Genomic DNA, 20,536 nt, shown 5'->3' on the forward strand with positions numbered 1-20,536 from the left:
AGCTACCTGAAAGGGGGGCACGAAGCCCCCGTGCTTCAGCCGGGGGTGCTGACTACGATCTACCGGGCGTGAACCCGTCCCCACTGTCCCCGCGAATAAACCAACGGGGATTTTTAATTATATCCTACACAATGTGGTGCATTCTACCCCAAATATTAGGTTAATTATAGGTTAGTCCTTGCTATTTATCCCATCCTCGATCGCCTACCCTGAAAAAACTTCGTTTTGCCCCTATTCCTATAGAATAGTCTCTAGCAGCGGCGGGTTTATGTGGCGGGGAGGCAGCGGGTCTATGTAGTTCATCTGTTACTGGGATCTACCGGGCGTGAACCCGCCCCTACAAATTACCATATACCCCGTGAACCCGCACCTACTTATAATTAATTGGCAGCACGCAGCAGTAAACAGTTTCACAAGGTAACGCAATGGTTAAGGAACGCACAGTACCTAGTTTTCAAGTCGATTCTGTAGTCATCACCCGAGAGGAAGGGTTGATGCTTTATGAGGATATGGTGCTAGGGCGCTTATTTGAGGACAAGTGCGCTGAAATGTACTACCGGGGTAAAATGTTCGGGTTTGTTCATCTTTACAATGGACAGGAAGCCGTCTCTACCGGGGTAATTCGCTCTATGCGCCGCGACCAGGATTTTGTCTGTAGTACCTATCGCGACCATGTACACGCCCTCAGTGCTGGAGTTACCGCACGAGAGGTTATGGCTGAATTGTTTGGTAAAGCCACTGGTTGCTCTAAGGGTCGTGGCGGTTCGATGCATATGTTCTCGTCTCAACATAATTTGCTCGGCGGCTTTGCTTTTGTGGCGGAAGGTATTCCTGTGGCTACGGGGGCGGCTTTTCAGAGTAAGTATCGCCGGGAAGTAATGGGAGATGAAAGTTCTGATACGGTCACGGCTTGCTTTTTTGGGGATGGAGCCTGCAACAATGGACAGTTCTATGAGTGCTTGAATATGGCAACTCTCTGGAAGTTACCTATTTTGTTTGTGGTGGAAAATAATAAGTGGGCTATTGGTATGGCTCATGAACGGGCGACTTCTGACCCGGAAATTTATAAGAAAGGCCCCGCTTTTGGAATGCCTGGTTATGAAGTTGATGGTATGGATGTTTTGGCGGTTCGAGAGGTGGCTCAAAAGGCGATCGCTAGAGCCCGTGCTGGTGAAGGTCCAACCCTGATTGAAGCGTTGACTTATCGTTTCCGAGGTCACTCTTTGGCTGACCCTGATGAATTGCGCGATCGCGATGAAAAAGAGTTTTGGTTTGCTCGTGACCCTATTAATAAGTTTTTCGCCTATTTGACTGAACATAATCTCGCTGATAGTGACGAGTTGAAGGCGATCGACAAAAAGGTTCAGGATCTCATTAATGACGCGGTTGAGTTTGCTCAGACTAGCCCTGAACCTGACCCTAGCGAGTTATATCGCTATATTTATGCTGACGACTAAGGGATGGGTTGATACGCCACCCAATAGGGCGGGTTGATACGCCACCCAATAGGCGGGTTGATACGCCACCCAATAAGCGGGTTGATACGCCACCCAATAGGGCGGGGGCGGGGGCGGGGGCGGGTTTATGTGACTGATCTGTTACTACCATATAGCCTGGTGAACCCGCCCCTACAGAAGACCCTGGTGAACCCGCCCCTACAGAAGACCCCGGTGAAACCGCCCCTAAAAGGCGAGTCGGTTGCTAACCTAGGATTTTAGTAAATGCCAGCATTCAGTGGCGATCGCCCAATCTTCCTCGGTGTGGATCACAAATATCGGCACTTGGGAATCACTGGCGGCGATGTTACCATCTCCTTTAATGTTGCGGTTTTTATCGGGGTCTAATTTGAGTCCGATAAATTCAAAATCTTTGCAGGTTTCTTGACGCACTAAACCTGCGTGTTCTCCAATACCTGCCGTAAACACTAAACCATCTAGTCCCCCTAAACTGGCTAACATTGAACCTATCCCAGTTCGCAGGCGGTGAATAAACATCTCAAAGGCTAAGATCGCCCGTTCGTTGCCGCTATTCTGTTCCTCTTGAACATAGCGCATATCTCCAGATATTCCGGTAATTCCCTTTAACCCCGATTGTTGATTTAGCATTTGATTAAGGCGATCGCTATCCCAACCATATTCCCGCATCAAAAAAATCAAAATTGCTGGGTCAATCGAACCACTCCGAGTTCCCATCATCAAACCTTCTAAGGGGGTAAATCCCATAGTAGTATTCACACTAATTCCATCCCGAATAGCTGCCAAAGAACAACCATTCCCTAAATGGCAAGTAATTAACCGCAAAGACTCCAATGGTTTCCCAATTAATTGAGCTGCTCTCTGTCCGCAATATTTATGGCTTGTACCATGAAAACCATAGCGCCTAATCCCTTTAGTAAACCATTCATAAGGAATCGGATAAACCGCCGCATATAAGGGCATTTGACTATGAAAGGCTGTATCAAATACCGCCACCTGTGGCACATTTCCTAACACCTTTTCTATGGCTGAAATTCCCTGTAAATGAGAGGGGTTATGAGCCGGAGCTAGGGGGATTAATCGGGCGATCGCCTCTTTCACCTGCTCATCAATTATAGTCGCCCTAGAATAGTCAGTTCCTCCATGTACTACCCGATGACCAACTACATTAATTTCCCCCAGACTATTGAGGACTTTAGTCTCCCCTTCTATCAGGCTATTTAACATTTTGCCAATGGCTTCTGCCTTCTGTTCCGAATCAATTTTACTCTCCGATTTCACCCCATTGGCTTTCACTTTCATTTCCCCAAAAGGTGGCATTCCCCAATCAATAGCCGCCTCCCAAATAGGTTCTAGGGGAGATGATGGTAGGCTATCTCCGTTCAGATCATATAAGCAGCTTTTTTGGGAACTTGAACCAGCATTTAAAACAAGAATTTTCATAGTTTAAATTTATGATTTAATAATAGTTGATTGATGGCTTTTTGGGGTGTTTTAGTGATGACGGGCGAGTTGATGAGCCGGGAGAGGGCTGCGGGAGAGGGCGGGTTGATCTGGCTTATCTGTTACTACCATATATCGCCGTAAACCCGCCAGGAAAGGAACCCCGACCATATTGGTTTAACCGTTTGAGCAACATTTGGCTACTTCTATTAATGGAATTGACGATAATGGAGCCACCGAACTAATTAGTTAATGGAATGATGATCAGCAGCAAAATTTACCTTAAAATAGACTAAAGACCACTTAAAGTCAAGTTAAAATCAGGTTAAATCTTCATAAACATCACCCAATTAATCATGAAAACTTGCAATTTAGGGAATCTTAGGATATTAATAGAGAAACTCCGTCCTATCGGATCATCCAGAATGTTAGCATTAGCCTAACCTCCCTGGAAAGATCTATCTAAAGTAGGATGTCAATAAGGTAAATCAAGGTAAATATTTATGGTGGCAGCACCCTCTCAAACGTTAGAGACAACCTATCCTCTCAGTGACGAAGAGATCCGGAAAACTCATGCCTACTGGCGTGCCTGCAATTATCTTTGTGTAGGGATGATCTACCTGCGAGATAATCCGTTACTAAAAGAACCCTTAAAACCTGAACATATCAAATATCGCCTTCTGGGTCATTGGGGGTCTAGTCCCGGTTTAAGTTTTATCTACATTCACCTAAATCGGCTAATCAAAAAATATGACCTGAATATGATCTATATTGCGGGTCCAGGACACGGCGCACCGGGTGTTCTCGGTCCAGTATATTTAGAAGGAACTTACTCGGAGGTTTACCCGGATAAAAGTCAAGATGCTGAAGGGATGGGAAAATTTTTCAAACAGTTTTCATTCCCTGGCGGTATCGGTAGCCATTGCACCCCAGAAACCCCAGGTTCTATCCACGAAGGGGGGGAACTAGGTTATAGCCTCTCCCATGCTTATGGTACAGTATTTGACCATCCAGAACTGATTACCGCGGCTGTGGTGGGAGATGGAGAAGCGGAAACGGGACCCCTAGCAACGGCTTGGCATTCCAATAAATTTATCAATCCTATCCGTGATGGTGCGGTGTTGCCGATACTACACCTAAACGGCTATAAAATCGCTAACCCCACCATTCTCTCAAGAATTCCCAACGAGGAACTTAAAAACCTATTCCGAGGCTATGGTTATACTCCCTATTTGGTGGAATGTAGCCAAGATGAGGATTATGGGTCGGCTCATCGGAAAATGGCTGCGACCCTAGAACATTGTATCAACGAAATTCGCGATATTCAACAACAGGCTCGTAGCAGTGGCAAGGCTACCCGTCCCCAATGGCCGATGATTATTTTGCGATCGCCTAAAGGTTGGACAGGTCCGAAGGAAGTAGACGGTCGCAAAGTTGAAGGTTTCTGGCGCGCGCACCAAGTCCCCATGTCTAATGTCATTGGGAACCCCCATCAAATGAAAATCCTAGAAGACTGGATGCGAAGTTACCAGCCAGAAGAACTCTTTGATGAAAACGGAACTCTTATTCCTGAACTCAAGGAACTAGCGCCAACGGGTGTCCGTCGCATGAGTGCTAACCCCTTTGCTAACGGTGGTATTTGGCGGCGTGACTTAAATATGCCAGACTTCCGTAAGTATGCTGTAGAGGTTCCTAAACCAGGTCAAAGTGAGGCGGAAAACACTCGACCTCTCGGCAATTTCCTCCGGGATGTCATGGGTAAAAATATGACGAATTTTCGGATGTTTGGACCTGATGAAACTGCCTCTAATCGCCTTAATGCTGTCTATGAAGTCAGTAAAAAAACCTGGATGGGTGAGTTTTTAGAGGAAGACTTAGACGGTAGCGAATTAGCCGCTGATGGTCGGGTTATGGAAATGTTAAGTGAGCATACACTCCAAGGCTGGTTAGAAGGCTATTTGCTGACTGGATGTCATGGTTTCTTCCATACCTATGAGGCTTTTGCTCATGTGGTCGATTCCATGTTTAACCAACACGCTAAATGGTTGGAAGTCTGTAAAAAAGAGGTGCCTTGGCGTTCTCCGATCGCCTCTCTGAATATCCTACTCTCTTCTACGGTTTGGCGACAAGACCACAATGGTTTTAGTCACCAAGATCCCGGTTATGTGGATTTGGTTACTAATAAGAGTCCTGATGTGGTTCGGGTTTATTTTCCCCCTGATGCTAATTGTTTACTGTCCTGTGCTAATCATTGTCTCCAAAGCAAAGATTATGTCAATGTCATTGTGGCAGATAAACAAAAACATCTACAATTCCTGAATATGGATGATGCTATTAAGCATTGTACTAAAGGAATTGGGATTTGGGAATGGGCTAGTAATGATGATTGTGGTAAAGACCCCGATATTCCTGATGTGGTGATGGCTTGTTGTGGTGATGTCGCCACTAAGGAGTCTTTGGCTGCGACCGCCATTCTCCGGTCAGAATTTCCGGAGTTGAAAATTCGCTTTATTAATGTGGTCGATCTGTTTAAGTTACAACCGGATACTGAACATCCACACGGTTTGTCTGATTGGGATTTTGATAGTTTGTTCACTACTGACAAACCTATTATCTTTAATTTCCATGGCTATCCTTGGTTGATTCATAAGTTGGCTTATCGTCGCACTAATCACCCCAATTTGCACGTGCGCGGCTATAAGGAAAAGGGTAATATTAATACACCCTTGGAATTGGCGATCGAAAATCAGGTCGATCGCTTTAATTTGGTGATTGATGTCATTGACAGAGTTCCCAAATTGCGATCGGCGGCGGCTTATGTTCGGGAACGCATGAGAAATGCTATCATCGAAAATGTCGCCTATGCCTACGAACATGGTCAGGATCAGGAGGAAATTAGTAATTGGAAGTGGCCTTTTTAGCTGATACCATCTCCGGGTTAACTGCTGACCCATTAGTAGGATAACTTAACTTGATTAGGCGATTCGCTGACAGTTGGTCTAACATATACTCATGCGATCGCCTTTTTTTATCCTCAGCATAGACGGGTGATCTCATCACTATTTCAGGAAACTAAAAACATGACCATTATTCTCGCCGGAGACATAGGAGGAACCAAAACTATTTTATCCTTATTTGACGCAAATTATCTCGATACCACCGCCGCCGTCCCCCAAGTTAAATCATTATTTGAGCAAATATATCCTAGTCAGAATTATATTGATTTAGTCCCCATAGTTAAAAAATTTTTACAAGCAGCCTCTCAGCAAGTTACTGAATACGCAAAACCGGAAAAAGCGGCTTTTGGGATTGCGGGTCCGGTGGTCAATAATAGCTGCGAACTCACTAACTTGAGTTGGTCTTTAGATAGCGATCGCCTTCAGCGAGAACTAGATATTTCCCCAATTAAACTAATTAATGATTTTGCTGCTATTGGTTATGGCGTAGTCAGTTTATCACCATCAGATTTACACATTCTCCAACCCGGAAAACCCGATGTTTCTGCGCCTAGGGCTGTTATAGGTGCGGGAACAGGTTTAGGAGAATGTTTTGTGATTCCCCTTTCCCAAGGCGGCGGTTATCAAGTCTTTTTCAGCGAAGGCGGTCATACTGATTTCGCACCCAGATCCGAGTTGGAATTTCATCTCCTAGGCTATTTACGAGAACTCTATAATATCACCAGAGTATCCGTAGAAAGAGTAGTATCGGGGATGGGAATTACCGCGATTTATCAATTTTTGCGTGACCATGATATTTCTCAAGAATCTCCCGAAATTGCCCAAATTTATCATACCTGGAAACAGGAAATCGGACAAGAACACAAAACCGTAGACCTCGCCGCCGAAGTCTCTAAAGCCGCCTTGGCTAAAAGTGATTATCTCTCGGTTCAGACTATGAAAATTTTTGTGGAAGCCTATGGCGCAGAAGCCGGAAATCTCGCCCTCAAATTACTACCATACGGCGGGTTATATGTGGCGGGGGGAATTGCTGCTAAAATTCTCCCCTTAATACAGGAAGGAAACTTTATCAAAGCCTTGAAAGATAAGGGTCGCGTTAGTCCTTTATTAGAACAAGTACCTGTCTATATTGTTCTTAATCCTAAAGTCGGTTTAATCGGTGCCGCATTATGTGCAGCACAAATCTAAACAAAAAACTATTTCGGTTTGGGGGTTGACTTGCGGTGATGTTTATGCCATAATTATTACCATGGAAAAAGGTGGCGGCATATATAAGCTAAAATCTATGGTTAAGCTCATCGATAGTGCAGCTAATCAATAGTTAAACGGTCAACCCTTGAACCGATAGCTGGAAACGATAGCGGGAGTTGAGAGAGGAAAGAGAGATAATTCTACTCAGATAGAAACAATTAAGAATTGTGGAAGTTTCCGGGGTTGAGCAACTATGATGTGTTATGAAGGGAATACGAAATGCGATCGCATAATCTCCTATGGTAACAATAGGCTTTTCCCGTAGAATCTGGAAGCGGTTTTTCCTAGTCTCGCTGTTTATCCTCACCATAGCCGGGTGTCGAATTTTCAGCAGTCAACCCGTTGGTGAACCGATGGTCAACATATCCCCGCTACCTCTTCCCCAACTCCCCGAGTGGATAGAAGAAATTAGTCCTACAGAGGAAGCCACATCTTTAGGTCAGATTAGAATTACTTTTAGCAACCCGTTAATTCCGGTTGAACGTCTGGACTCTCCCAACCAGAGACAACAACTCAGACACTTTGACATCAACCCCAAAATACCGGGAAGATTCCGATTTCTGACACCCCGGATGGTAGGTTTTCAAGCGGAAGAAGCCATTCCCCTAGCCACCCGCTTTCAGGTGACGCTAAAAAAAGGACTCAGCGATCTCAGCGACCATCAACTAGAGTCAGACATAGCCTGGACTTTCAACACTCCAGCCATTCAACTGTCAAACCTTCCGGGGACGGAAGATAACCCTGGTTTCCCTGACCAACCGATAGGTTTAGACCCCACCCTAAAATTTACATCTAACGTAGAACTAGATCTCGCCTCAGTCAACGACCATATTAGAGTCATTTCCGACAAGACCAAAAAAGGGATTCCTCTACGGGTAACACTAGATAGACCGGAAGCTGATGGGGGGGATGTGGCGCGAGAAGACAGAGATAGTCTATTTTCCCATAGCTGGGATTATAACATAAAATTTCAGCAAAAGCTAGAAAAAGCCAGCCGTTACACCCTAGAAATCACACCGGGACTGCAATCAAAAACGGGAAATCTAGCCAGCCAATTTCTAATTTCCCACCCAATTTACACCTACGAACCCTTACAGTTTCAAGCGATACAATTTTATGGAGAACCTAGGGAAGGTGGAACCTATGGAAGATTTACGAATGGGAGTCCTCAACTGAAATTTAATAACGGAATTACGGCGCAATCAGCAAGAGAAAATATAACGATAAACCCTCCCCCAGCAGGAGATGCGCCGCCGCTGATACAATCATACGACGGTAACGATACAATCAGCTTAAATCCCTGGTCTTTGGAACCTCAAACAAATTATGTAATTACGATTGGCGCTAACCTGGAAGATACCTTTAATCAAAGGCTAGAGGAACCCATCAACCTTAACTATAAAACCGGAGATCTGGCGGCTGACCTGTGGACTCCTTCTGGTTTAAATATTTTTCCATCTGGTAACAATTTACAAATTAACATTTCTACTGTTAATATACCCGAATCCCGCTATCAAGCAGCTTATGCAATTATCCAGCCAGAAGATTTAGTCTATGCAGATCAAGCCTATCCGAGTCGGGAGGGTAAAAACTTACTACCCACCTCAGATAAATGGCAAACTTTTAGGATTAATGGTGGTGCGACTAATCAAACTATCGAAACTTCGATTAATCTGCGAGACAGGTTACAAGGGAAAACGGGAATGTTAGCCTATGGAATTAAAGCTAAAACGACTTCCTATCAAAAAAATGGTGTGACTCAATGGAATGAACCTAGCTTTTATGGGATGGTTCAGTTAACTAACTTAGGTGTGTTTTCCCAGTGGTTTCCAGAGTCGGGAATGGTGAGAGTTAATCATTTAGATGACGGTTCACCAGTAGCATCAGCATCGGTGGAAATATATCAATCTCAACTGAATGCTAGATCATTTCCTAAACCAACTGCTTGTGCTAGGGGAATTACTAATAACCAGGGATTGCTATTGTTAACGGCGGAAAACCTGCGGGGATGTATGGGAGGTAATCGGTTTAATGAACCTCCAGAACTCTTGGTAATTGCTAAAGAAGGGGATGACTGGGCATTCACTCGCAGCTACTCCTACAGTGGCGCTTATGGCTATGGAGTTTATGCGGGTTGGGATGAAAATCAACCGATTTCTCGCGGAACTATTTTTTCAGACCGACAACTATATCAACCGGGTGAAGCTATAGCTTTAACGGGAGTGGCTTACTATTTACAAAATGGAGAATTACAGCCAGATAAAAATACGGTGTATAATCTCACGTTAGAAACTCCGACGGGGGAAAAACGAGAATTAGGGGATTATTCAACTAATCAATTTGCTACGTTTTCGGTAGAATTTACGGTGAAGCCAGATGACCCTTTGGGGAATTATGTAATTCAGGGTAAAGGTATTAGTGGGGTAGAAATTTTTGGTAATTTTCGGGTCGCAGAATTTAACCCCCCTAACTTTAAGGTTGATTTGAGTCTTGACCGTCGATTAGCTGTGGGTCAGGATAAGGTTATGGCGACAGTTCAGGGAGATTATTTATTCGGTTCTCCGGTAGTTGGTGGTGAGGCTAAATATTATGTGACGCGGACTGCTAGTGATTTTACTCCCATAGGTTGGGAAAAATATCATTTTGGAAGACAGTGGTTTTGGCCGGAAGAAAAACCGACGATTTCTAGTGATGTCTTACAGCGATCGCAAAATTTAGACGCGGCGGGTTCGGGAAGTGAAATGATCACTGTTAGCGGTGATGTTCCCTATCCCCTCAGATATCAAGTTGATGTGGAAGTGACAGATGTTTCTAACCTGTCGGTCGCGGACTCCCAAAGTTTTACGGTCTTACCTAACCATCAATTGATTGGACTGAAAAGCAAATTTGTAGCTAATGTTAATCAGGCTTTTCCGGTGGAAGTGATTGTTACTGATGTTGAGGGTAAATCAATTAATAATGTTCCGGTGAAGCTGGAATTGCAGAAAATGAATTACAGCAGTATTACCCGGGTGGTAGAAGGGGGACAAACTAACCGAAATCAACTGGAATATCAAACAGTGGATACTGTAGATGTCAGGAGTGGTAATACGGCGAAAACTGTAGAATTAACGGCGAGGGAATCGGGTTCTTATCGCATTCAGGCGAGATTTGCTTCGGACCCATTAAATACGCCGAAAGCTACTGATATTCAAATTTGGGTAACGGGTGATGGTCCGGTGAGTTGGGGAAATCGTTATGATAACCGCCTCGAAATTCAACTAGACCGCGATAATTATCAACCTGGGGATATGGCGACGGCTTTAATTCAATCACCCTATAGGGAGGGAGAGTTATTTTTCGCAGTAATTCGCGATCGCATTTTGTATCAAACCCTAATTCCGGTGAAAGGCGGCGCACCAGAAGTCCGATTTCAAGTCACACCCGAAATGCTACCTAATGTGGCTGTAGAAGCGGTCTTAGTCCGTCAGGGAGAACCTCTATCACAACTGGAACCGGGAAGTATAGATAATCTGGTATCTATCGGAATGACTCCGTTAAATGTTAGCAAAAATAGCAAATACTTACAAGTCAAAATTAACCCGAATCAATCGGAATTTCAACCGGGTTCCCAAGCTACGATTAACCTAGAGTTAACCAAGGATAATTATCAACCGATTAGCGGACAAATCACTTTAATGGTGGTTAATGATGCGATCTTGCAACTTAACGGCTACCGACCCCCCAACTTAGTAGATACTGTATATGCTGAACAATCAATATCGACCCGATTAACAGATAACCGTCCTGATGTGGTAGTACAATCATTAATGTCACCGTTAGCTAAAGGTTGGGGTTATGGTGGAGGATTTTCCGCCGCCACTGTTGATACATCTAAGTTGCGTCAAGACTTCCAAGCGTTAGCCTACTATAACGGTTCAATTATCACGGACAACCAGGGAAAAGCCACGGTTAATTTTACGTTACCTGATAATTTAACCACCTGGCGAGTTATGGCGATCGCTACTGACGAAAATTTAGAATTTGGGTCAGGGGAAGCGACATTTATCACCAGTAAATCCCTATTATCTAATCCGATACTACCACAATTCGCACGGGTAGGCGATCGCTTTTTGGCGGGAGTTTCCATCACCAACCGAGACCACCTGAAAGGACAATTAGACATCACCGGAGACCTGAGTGGTGGACTGTTATTTTCAGCGGGGAATAAAACCAGCCACCACCTGAAAACCCAAGCCGAAGTAGACACGCAAGCCTATCGTTTTCCGGTGTTAGTTGAACAAGTGGGAAATTCCCAGGTAAAATTCACCAGCAGACTGCAAAATAAAACTGATAGTTTTCAAGTTCCTTTGGAGGTAAAACCCCTAGAAACAACGGAACAGGTAATCGCCTCAGGGACCACCCGCGAAACTGTTACCATTCCCATTAATATTGATGAAAAGGTAGTCCCGAATGCGGGAGGTCTAACTATTTCCCTGGCTAATAGTTTAATCCCCCAATTAACCCAACCTGCGGCTCAAATTTTCCAACAGCCAACTTTACCATTCTTAGAACCAATAGCCAGTCGTTTATTGATAGCAAGTAATCTCCAGCTTCTGGATAAAAATCCTAATGATTTATCCGGCTTAAATTTGGAACTACAAGCTAATGATGCTATCACCAGATTAGCAGGCTTACAAAAAGAGGATGGCGGTTTCGGCTATTTTGCCGCCGCGAATATTTCCGATCCTGTCCTATCTAGTTACGCTGCCGAAGCTTTAGCCAAAGCATCTCAGGCTGGATTTACGGTTAATAATAATATGATTAACCGCCTGAGAAATTACCTTAATCAAGTAGTTGCTAATCCTGCTGATGATGGCTTCTGTGTTGATAATATATGTAAAAGCCGCCTGCGTCTTGAAGCCTTAATCGCCTTATCCTACTTGGGAGAAACCCGCAGTGATTTCATGGCAGAAATTTACGGCAATTGGCGGGAATTTGACCCCGCCACCCAAATTAAACTAGCTGGTTATTTAGCCAACTTCCCCCAATGGGAAACGGAATTTAATACCATTTTCCAAGATATCCAAAAACACATTTATCAAACGGGACGGACAGCGACGGTTAATTTACCCCCCGGATATCAATGGTTAGCCTCTCCGACGGTTTTACAGTCTCAAGCATTACGCCTATATATCACCCAAAACCAACAGCCAGAAACTATCAGTAGATTAGTCGAAAGTCTGTTAAACTTGCGTCGTGAGGGAATTTGGCAAAATGACTATGATACCGCCGAGGCGTTAACGGCGTTAGTGGCTTATCAACAAACCCAAACCACGTCGGAAAGTTTGCGGATTAATTTGCAAGTAGGGAACTACATATCACAGCAAATCGAGTTAGGAAATGATGGTAATTCTAGCTTTAATCTTAGCCTACCTATTGCAGAATTACCCCAAGGAAATTATCAACTATCGATTAAACCTGAAAATTCGGGTAATTTGCATTATTGGATCAAATACAGTTATCGCTTAGAAGGAAAACAACCGGGTCAACTTAATGGTCTTCGGGTTATTCGGACTATTAGACCAGCTAACGAAACTCAAATTTGGCAAACCTATAGCCTCGCAGCGGAGTCTAAACCTTTAACGGTCAAACCGGGACAGGTCTTTGATATTGGCTTGGAAATTATCGCAGATCATCCCGTGGATAAAGTGGTGATTGTTGACCCCCTCCCGGCGGGTTTAGAAGCGATTGATAGGAGTTTTGATACCAGTAATCAAGCGTTACAACCTCAGACTGATAGTTGGGAAATTGCCTATCAAACTATTTATCGCGATCGCATTATGGCTTATAGCGATCGTCTCATACCTGGTGCTTATCATGTTCATTATCTAGTACGTTCTGTCACCCCCGGCGAATTCATCTGGCCGGGTGCAGAAGCCTATCTACAATATAACCCAGAAGAGTTCGGACGAACTACCTCTGGATTGTTAGTGGTATCCGATAGATAGACTCGGAAAAGCTCCGCCTATTATACCATAAATGGAGGATAATAGCAAGTAATCATAATCAATTATGTTAAGACTTGGTGTATAGTTTCTACAAGTTGTTCAAGAAAATCAACGCAGTCGCTAACTAGACGGTCATCAATAGGCCATCTGTTTCCGATGCCAAAAGAAGGGTCTATATCAGCTTGATGAGCAATTTTATTTCTGCGATCGACTATTGCACTAAGTTGTTGTTTGATATCTTGTGCTGATTTCCCCATTTGCTGCAAAACGTGAAAAGGCGGCAGTTTGAGGAGGTTCACCTTTATAAATTTCTAACATTCCCAGGGTGACAACTTCATGGATATAGTAATCTAATGCACTTACGGCTAAAACCAGGGATGCTCGTAAAATATCAGATAAATCTAAAGCCGGGGTCGATTGAGATTTAATATAGTTATGAACATCAATTAAATCCCTAACACGAGCAATACTGACCCGAAATTGGTCAAGCGCTAATTGCATAACTCTGAGAAGTTAATCCGATAATTTTATCTGCTAGGTCGGCAAATACCTGATAAAATTCTTGCTGTTTTTTCTGATTGTTTTGGTAAACTTTGCCAGCTTGTTTTAATTGCTCACGAGTTAAAGCATAAATCGGAGTTTGATGCTGTTGAGACAGAGCAATCAGACTATTAAAGTTAGAAATCTTAGTTAAAGTAAAAGTTTCGCTAATACCTTGCTCAAGATAACTGGGAGTAGGTAACATTAAACCAGATTGTCTGAACACAGGAACCAATTTATCCTTAACATCTGCCTCGATTCTATCAATCCATTTTTGAAAAGCTACAGTTTCCCTACCGTGAATAATGCGATAATTCTGAATAATAGTTCCCAGAAACCGAAGTTTAAAATCAGGAAATGGATATATTGCCTCTTTTAAAATCGGTAAGGAACTGGCTTTTTTCGCCCATAATGACCATTTTGGCAAAATTTTACTCAAGGATTCAATCGCCATCACGGAGAAGAAATCAGCGGTAGTAGGAATGATAAAAAAGTCGCTGGTCATCAACAAATTTTGATTAATTGAATTTAAGCTAGGACTCATGTCAATTAAAATATAATCCGCATTAAACCGCGCGGCAGTTTTGTTAAACAAGTCAGTAATAGACCCGGGTAAATTTTGGAGTGTTTGAATCGAACTACTTAACTCTTGAGCAATACCTAGGGTAACTTCATACTCAGCAAATCCTACATTACCCGGAAGTAAAAATAAGCCTTCTTGACCTGATAAAGCAACACAATTTACGGCTTCAATGGGTTTGGGTTGACCTTCAAAAGCTGGCGCGAGTCCGGTTTTAATGTTGGAATGTGTATTGTAGATAGCTTCGATTCTCCCTTGGTCATCTTCGGTATCTTCACCTAAAGCCATACCAGTTAAATTACATTGTGGGTCAGCATCTACAATAATCACTTTTTTGCCTTTTGCTGCTAACATCCAACCTAAGTTAAATGTAGTGGTGGTTTTACTGACTCCGCCTTTGTGATTAAATAGGGCGATTTTCTGAACCATGATATTTACCCTGTTTTGAACTCCGCAATCAATTATGGCTAATTATAGCAAATAATCATTGCCCCAACTGTCAATAATAATCTCTATGGAGGTTTGAGACTCACTTCAGATGCTGTCTGATGATGTTGCTGTATCAATTCTGAGGTGATGGTGATGAGGTGAGAGTGGTTGGGGTCTCTGTGGATATGGGGAGACTCATGGCTAAATTTTATGGGTCATGTTAGGATGGAGCTAAAGGCTGGGCGGTGACGGTTATGGTTCTAGGGACGGCCGCGAAATCTATGGGGCTCTCAAAGGCTGAAACGCTTACCCAGAGGCAGATTAAGCCCCAACCGGAAAATTTTTTTAAAAAAATCGGCAAAAGGGTTGACATAAGTTGAAAGATTCGCTAAGTTAATAAAGGTGAGAGCGACACAAGCTCGAAACCAAAAGGCGAAACAAAACACAAGCCCCCATCGTCTAGAGGCCTAGGACACCTCCCTTTCACGGAGGCGACAGGGATTCGAATTCCCTTGGGGGTACTCAAAAGTTAAGATTAGGGTAGAGATTGCGAGAGTGGTCTCTACCCTTGTCTCTTTGGTGATAGTTGGCTAACCTCAAGGGAGGATCTGGCGCATATAATTGCCCCATAATTGGGCTGCATTAGCGCTACTGCCAAAAGTAGGGGAATTGTCGTCATTACCGAGCCAAATGCCTGTGGTGAGTCTCTGACTGGGTATGTAGCCAATAAACCAGAGGTCAACATTGGAGTTAGTGGTGCCAGTTTTTCCGGCTTCCCCTAAACCCAAACTAGCATCCTGACCTGTACCCCAACGAATTACCCCTTGTAGCATGGAGGTCATGGTTTCTGTGACGAGGGGAGAAAGGACCTGGGGGACTCTGGGATTTTCCCGATCATAGGCATAAATGACCCGACAGCTATTAATATCGAGGGGGTCGGTGCAATCACTACTATCTAAAATACGTCTAATGGCGTGGGGACGGTGAGCCAAACCTCGATTGCCGATGACATTAAAAGCGCCTGTCATCTCTAATAGGGTAACTTCACTTTGACCCAAAACCAAACCGGGAACGGGATTTAAATCGGAGCGAATGCCTAGCCGTCGTGCAATCTCGACGACGGAATTTAAGCCGACTTCCTGGGCGACTCGTAGGGCGGTGACATTTTCGGATAAAGCCATGCCGCGATACATATCGACAGACCCACTACTACGATCGCATCCTCGAAAAGTTTGCCCTTGCCAAGTCAGAGGTTCACAGGAATAGGTTCTACCAGGGGGGATACCCTTATCTAAGGCGGCGGCATAAGGAAACAGCTTAAAGGTAGATCCGGGCTGTCGTAGGGCTTGAGTGGCTCGGTTAAATTGACTATCCCCATAACTGAGTCCTCCGACCATAGCCATGACAGCACCATTGCCGGAGTCGAGAGTTACTATTCCCCCCTGAGAAAAGCCAGCGCCCGCCCCTACAGTAGCTAGATGTTGTTGCAGAGACCTCTCAGCGACGGCCTGCATTTGAGGATCTAAAGAGGTTTCGACAATAAAGTTACCCTCTCGCGCCAATTGACTGCCGAGCAGTTGCTCTATTTCGGTAAATACATAATCATAAAAGTAGGGGGCTATGGTACTTTCGAGAACTTCCCGCGCCCTGGGGTTAATTTCAATACGCGATCGCCGCGCCCGATCTGCCTCTTCTGAGCTAATCATTCCCAGGGCTTGCATTCTCGCCAAAACGCGATCGCGATACTGAACAGCTAACTCATAATTTTGAATAGGATTAAAACTATTAGGGGCGGGCAGAATCCCGGCGAGGGTGGCGGCTTCCGACAGGGTTAAATTAGTGGCTGATTTGCCAAAATAGAACTGAGCGGCATTTTCAAAACCATAGAGGTCTAAGCCTAAATAGACTCGGTTCAAATAGGTAAGTAACAGGGTATCTTTTCCGTAAAAAGTCTCTAATTTTAGGGCAACGATCGCCTCTCTAGCCTTGCGGCCGGGGGAATCTTCTGTGCCGACATACTCCCTAAATAAAGTCCGGGCTAACTGCTGGGAGATGGTGCTACCACCTTCTCGAATTTGACCCCCTTGTAAATTGGTGACAAAAGCCCTTAAAATCCCGATGGGGTCAATACCAAAATGCCAATAAAAACGGCTATCTTCGGAGGCTATAACGGCATTGGGTAGGTAAGAGGCAAAATCGGATAAAGCCTCCAATTCCAGTTGTAAATTATTGTTAGTGATACCCCGCAGCGGCTGACGATCGCGGGAATAAACGACGACGGGGCCATTGATAGAGCGAGGGAGAGGTCGCACTGTAAAATATTGCCACTGCCACAAGACGACCAAGGCAACTAAAGCACTAATACCACAGAAGGCATAAAGACCAGAGCGCAGTAACCGCACATACCAGCTAGGGGGATCTACATACTGAACCCTAACACCATTAGCAAGTTCTGGGGGACCCAAAGTAATGACATCCCCATGACGCAGGGGAAAAACCTCAAGTCGCCGCCGTCCCTTATAGATGCCATTGGTAGAATTTTCGTCTTTGATATAAAATTGTCGAGAGGGATGTTCTCCCAAAATGGTTTTATGTGGTGGTTGTCGTAGTAAACACAGATGCACTTGACTAACGACCGGATTGCGAACCACGATATCACTAGATCGCGAAGAACGACCAATGATATAGCGATCGCCCAATAGCGGATAAACATCAGCCTTATCCGCATCGGCATTTTGCACCCAAAGTTCAGGAACCCTACTATTAGGCTTTAGCAACAGCCGAGAGAAGTTAACCCGGGCGTGAATAGTCTGCACAACCTGGGTGATGGCATTTATAACTGTATTTGACTTCGGGTCCGGCTTTTTAGATGACATATTTAACGACATTCCGCATATAGCCGTTATGTGAGACTCACTGGCCGTAGCTGACTCGGAAAATTATAACACCTACTTTTCCTAGTCCGTCGAGTAGTGATTCACGGTTGGGGCAAATCAAGGGATAATTCTATAGAGAGTATCACGCTGGAGGGGTTTTCGTTGGACGGAGGCGATCGCCTCTTTCAGGTCTTCTACTGTCCTACAGGTTCCCCCCTTAGCCCCTGCCATAGTGGTGATATGTTCTTCCATTAGGGTGCCGCCGATATCATTACAGCCCCATTTCAGGGCTTCTGTGGCACCGGATAAACCCAATTTTACCCAACTAGGTTGATGGTTAATAATCCAGTTACCCAGGAAAATCCGGGCTACAGCCATTAATCTGAGGCTATCAGCTAAAATTGGTTGGTCTCTTCCTACTCGGCGGCGTAAGGGGGGAGGTGCTTGTTCCCCGACAAAAGGCAAAGCAATAAATTCGGTAATTCGGGCGGGATAATTCCGGTCTATAGCTTTTTGTTGTAGCGATCGCAATTTGTGCAAGTGGTCGATCTGCTGTTGGGGGGTTTCAATGTGACCACATAATATGGTGCTAGTGGTGGGAACTCCTAGACTGTGGGCGGTTTCTACAATTTCCAACCAGGTGGCTGTATTAATTTTTTCTGGACAGATGACCTGGCGAATGCGATCGTCTAATACTTCGGCGGCTGTTCCTGGCATAGAACCGACTCCGGCATCCCGCAGTGAACCTATGACTACATCATAACTGAGGCGATCGCCACGGGCAATAAATTGCACTTCCTGGGGGGAAAAAGCATGAAGGTGTAAATTGGGAAACTCGTTTTTGATGGTTTTCACCAACTGGAGATAGTAGGGTAAAAACTGACCGTTAATCTGAGCCTGGGGATTTAATCCCCCCTGCATACAAATTTCAGTCGCCCCCCTTTCGACAGCATCTTGGGCTTTTTCGAGAATTTGCTCAAAACCCAACCAAAAGGCTCCGGCTTCCCCTTCATCACGCCGGAAAGCGCAAAAATTGCAATGCTGTTCACAAATGTTGGTAAAATTCAGGTTGCGATTAATTACATAGGTTACAGTATCCCCACAATCACGCGATCGCCACTTATCTGCTACCTCTCGCAGACGTTCGGTAACTTTCGGGTGATTTGCTTCCAGTAGGGTTAATCCTTGCTCTGGGGATAAATCAGCCCCTTCTGAGGCGTAATCTAAGATGGCATCAACGGTTTGAGTTAACATACAATCTATTCGATAGTGTCCCAAGTTACATCGGTCAGCATATTTACTCAAGTTCTTTAGTTAATTGGATGACAGCAATGATATTACAATCTGCTTTATCTATTCGAGTTCCCAGACCACAACTGCTCTGGTTTTCCCCCAAATTGGGGAATGTACCGATGGTGATGCTTATGGGTGCAACTATGTTCCTGTTCACGATCGCACCTATTCTAGCTCAGGAAGAACCCGCACCGGAATCGTCCCCCACTTCCGAAATCGATCGCCCCTCTGTTGATCATAATCAATTACACAATCAGGGAATTGAACAATTCCATAAAGGGGAACATCGCGAAGCCCTAGAAAGCCTAGAACAGGCATTGCAAATTCGCCGCCAACAAGGCGATCGCCTGGCTGTAGCAGAAACACTCAATGCTATTGGTGAAGTTTACAGCAATTTTAACGAAAGCGATCGCGCTTTACCAGCTATTCAAGAAGCCCTAGAAATTTATCGCCAACAAAACCCCGAAGCCGCCTCGGAAACGGCTCTCGTCCAAAGGGGTAAAGCCCGCAGTCTCAATCTCCTCGGTTTTGTTCGCCGCCAACAGGGTGAATTTTCCGAAGCCCTCCAACACCACCAAGAAGCCCTCAGATTAGCTCAAAGTGCAGGCGATCGCAGTGAAATGGGGGAATCCTTACATAATATCGCGGCTGTCTATGCTAGTCAAGCTCAACCTACCCAAGCCCTCGACTATTATGAACAAGCCAGGGCTATCCGTCAAGAGGTGGGAGATTTACGGGATCTTTCTCGCACCCTGAACAATTTAGGCGCACTTTATTTTAGCATAGGAGAGGTAGAAAAAGCCCTAGAAATTTATCAACAAGCCCTAGCTTTTCGCCGCCAAATAGGAGACCAAGCGGGGGTAGGGCGGTTATTAAGTAATATGGCTTATATCTACCGCGAAAATGGAGATGATTTCCAAGCCTTAGTACATTTTCAGCAAGCGGCTCAACTCTTGGAACGCATCAGAGATAACGCTGGGGCGGCTCGTATCTTGAATTTAATGGGGATGATCTATGAAAATTTAGACCAGGTTCCCCAAGCGATCGAAACCTATCAGCAGGCTGCTAATTTGGCTAAGGAAGCTAATGATGTGGGTCTAGCGGGGACGGCACTTAGCCAGATAGGTCGCCTTTATAACAGTCAGGAAATGTGGGAAAAAGCCCTGGAAATTTACCAGCAAGCCCTAGAATTTTACCAAGAGTCAGACCAGCAGCCAGAGATTAGTCAAATCCTCAATAATATAGGTTCCATTCATGAGAACTTGGGGAACTATTCCCAGGCGCTAGAAACTTTAAAAAGTGCGTTATCTATCATCCAAGAAGCTGGAGACCCAGAAGCTGCACAGGCGACTCTCAACACGATTCAATCCCTCGAAGAAAAGTTAACGGAAAATGAAAATGAATAATTAATAATTAATAATGAATAATTAATAATTAATAATTGTAGGGGCGCGCCTCCGCAGTTAGTCATAGCAATGAGGGAAGCGCTTAATAAACCCGCCCCACCGGGGAATTAATAATTAATAATTAATAATGAATAATTAATAATTAATAATTGTAGGGGCGGGTTCCGCAGTTAGCTATAGGAATGAGGGAAGCGCTTAATAAACCCGCCCCACCCCACCGGGGAATTAATAATTAATAATTAATAATTAATAATTAATAATTGTAGGGGCGCGCCTCCGCAGTTAGTCATAGCAAT

General features: G+C 44.5%; 13 protein-coding genes and 1 tRNA gene. 7 read left to right on the forward strand and 7 right to left on the reverse strand.

Annotation, left to right across the window (positions count from 1 at the left end; translation table 11 throughout):
• Positions 1-425 precede the first annotated feature (425 nt).
• Positions 426-1,457, forward strand: coding sequence for a pyruvate dehydrogenase (acetyl-transferring) E1 component subunit alpha (gene pdhA / locus P5683_RS10975; RefSeq protein WP_006623993.1), 1,032 nt, complete (start codon positions 426-428; stop codon positions 1,455-1,457).
• Positions 1,458-1,706: 249 nt separating this feature from the next.
• Here pdhA and P5683_RS10980 read toward each other — a convergent pair whose 3' ends face one another.
• The gene (locus tag P5683_RS10980; protein WP_006623994.1) at positions 1,707-2,918 is read right to left on the reverse strand and encodes an acetate kinase; all 1,212 of its coding nucleotides are present in this window, start codon (positions 2,916-2,918) and stop codon (positions 1,707-1,709) included.
• A 503-nt stretch (positions 2,919-3,421) separates the two neighbouring features.
• Here P5683_RS10980 and P5683_RS10985 point away from each other — a divergent pair.
• Positions 3,422-5,839 carry a phosphoketolase gene (locus tag P5683_RS10985; protein ID WP_187758340.1) on the forward strand — a complete coding sequence of 806 codons (2,418 nt, stop codon included), beginning with the start codon at positions 3,422-3,424 and terminating at the stop codon, positions 5,837-5,839.
• Here the strand turns inward: P5683_RS10985 and P5683_RS10990 are convergent.
• Positions 5,814-5,975 (reverse strand): hypothetical protein, encoded by a 162-nt coding sequence (locus tag P5683_RS10990; protein ID WP_155839134.1) that lies wholly within the window; start codon positions 5,973-5,975, stop codon positions 5,814-5,816. The genes P5683_RS10985 and P5683_RS10990 overlap by 26 nt on opposite strands.
• A 23-nt stretch (positions 5,976-5,998) precedes the next feature.
• Here P5683_RS10990 and P5683_RS10995 point away from each other — a divergent pair, with 23 nt between their 5' ends.
• The 3 genes from P5683_RS10995 (at position 5,999) to P5683_RS11005 (ending at position 13,116) form a co-directional block, all read left to right on the forward strand.
• The gene (locus P5683_RS10995) at positions 5,999-7,063 is read left to right on the forward strand and encodes a glucokinase (protein ID WP_006623997.1); all 1,065 of its coding nucleotides are present in this window, start codon (positions 5,999-6,001) and stop codon (positions 7,061-7,063) included.
• Entirely contained in the window at positions 7,047-7,196 is a 150-nt protein-coding gene (locus tag P5683_RS11000; RefSeq protein WP_162198545.1) for a hypothetical protein, read from the forward strand. The genes P5683_RS10995 and P5683_RS11000 overlap by 17 nt, the downstream gene beginning before the upstream one ends.
• A gap of 169 nt (positions 7,197-7,365) precedes the next feature.
• The gene (locus P5683_RS11005; RefSeq protein WP_187758341.1) at positions 7,366-13,116 is read left to right on the forward strand and encodes an alpha-2-macroglobulin; all 5,751 of its coding nucleotides are present in this window, start codon (positions 7,366-7,368) and stop codon (positions 13,114-13,116) included.
• Between the two features lie 62 nt (positions 13,117-13,178).
• Here P5683_RS11005 and P5683_RS11010 read toward each other — a convergent pair whose 3' ends face one another.
• Genes P5683_RS11010 through P5683_RS11020 form a run of 3 tightly spaced genes read right to left on the reverse strand, consistent with a single transcriptional unit; the run spans position 13,179 to position 14,665 of the window.
• Positions 13,179-13,373, reverse strand: coding sequence for a HEPN domain-containing protein (locus tag P5683_RS11010; RefSeq protein WP_315640075.1), 195 nt, complete (start codon positions 13,371-13,373; stop codon positions 13,179-13,181).
• Positions 13,336-13,617: a hypothetical protein gene (locus tag P5683_RS11015; RefSeq protein WP_315640076.1), complete on the reverse strand. Its 282-nt coding sequence runs from the start codon at positions 13,615-13,617 to the stop codon at positions 13,336-13,338. The genes P5683_RS11010 and P5683_RS11015 overlap by 38 nt, the downstream gene beginning before the upstream one ends.
• Positions 13,601-14,665: a ParA family protein gene (locus P5683_RS11020; protein ID WP_006624001.1), complete on the reverse strand. Its 1,065-nt coding sequence runs from the start codon at positions 14,663-14,665 to the stop codon at positions 13,601-13,603. The genes P5683_RS11015 and P5683_RS11020 overlap by 17 nt, the downstream gene beginning before the upstream one ends.
• A gap of 448 nt (positions 14,666-15,113) precedes the next feature.
• Between P5683_RS11020 and P5683_RS11025 the strand changes: the two genes are divergently transcribed.
• Positions 15,114-15,186 (forward strand) — tRNA-Glu (locus P5683_RS11025).
• 75 nt (positions 15,187-15,261) lie between these two features.
• On the opposite strand, the gene P5683_RS11030 is transcribed toward P5683_RS11025, so the two are convergent.
• Together P5683_RS11030 and cofH are read right to left on the reverse strand one after the other, a co-directional pair.
• Positions 15,262-17,541: a transglycosylase domain-containing protein gene (locus P5683_RS11030; protein WP_006670664.1), complete on the reverse strand. Its 2,280-nt coding sequence runs from the start codon at positions 17,539-17,541 to the stop codon at positions 15,262-15,264.
• Positions 17,542-17,658: 117 nt separating this feature from the next.
• Positions 17,659-18,795, reverse strand: a complete 1,137-nt coding sequence (gene cofH, locus P5683_RS11035) for a 7,8-didemethyl-8-hydroxy-5-deazariboflavin synthase subunit CofH (protein ID WP_006624003.1) — start codon at positions 18,793-18,795, stop codon at positions 17,659-17,661.
• A gap of 77 nt (positions 18,796-18,872) precedes the next feature.
• Here cofH and P5683_RS11040 point away from each other — a divergent pair, with 77 nt between their 5' ends.
• Entirely contained in the window at positions 18,873-20,240 is a 1,368-nt protein-coding gene (locus P5683_RS11040) for a tetratricopeptide repeat protein (RefSeq protein WP_006624004.1), read from the forward strand.
• The last annotated feature ends 296 nt before the right edge of the window (positions 20,241-20,536 follow it).

The sequence above is a fragment of the Limnospira sp. PMC 1279.21 genome (genome assembly GCF_032349615.1).
In the GTDB taxonomy this organism is placed as follows: domain Bacteria; phylum Cyanobacteriota; class Cyanobacteriia; order Cyanobacteriales; family Microcoleaceae; genus Limnospira; species Limnospira fusiformis.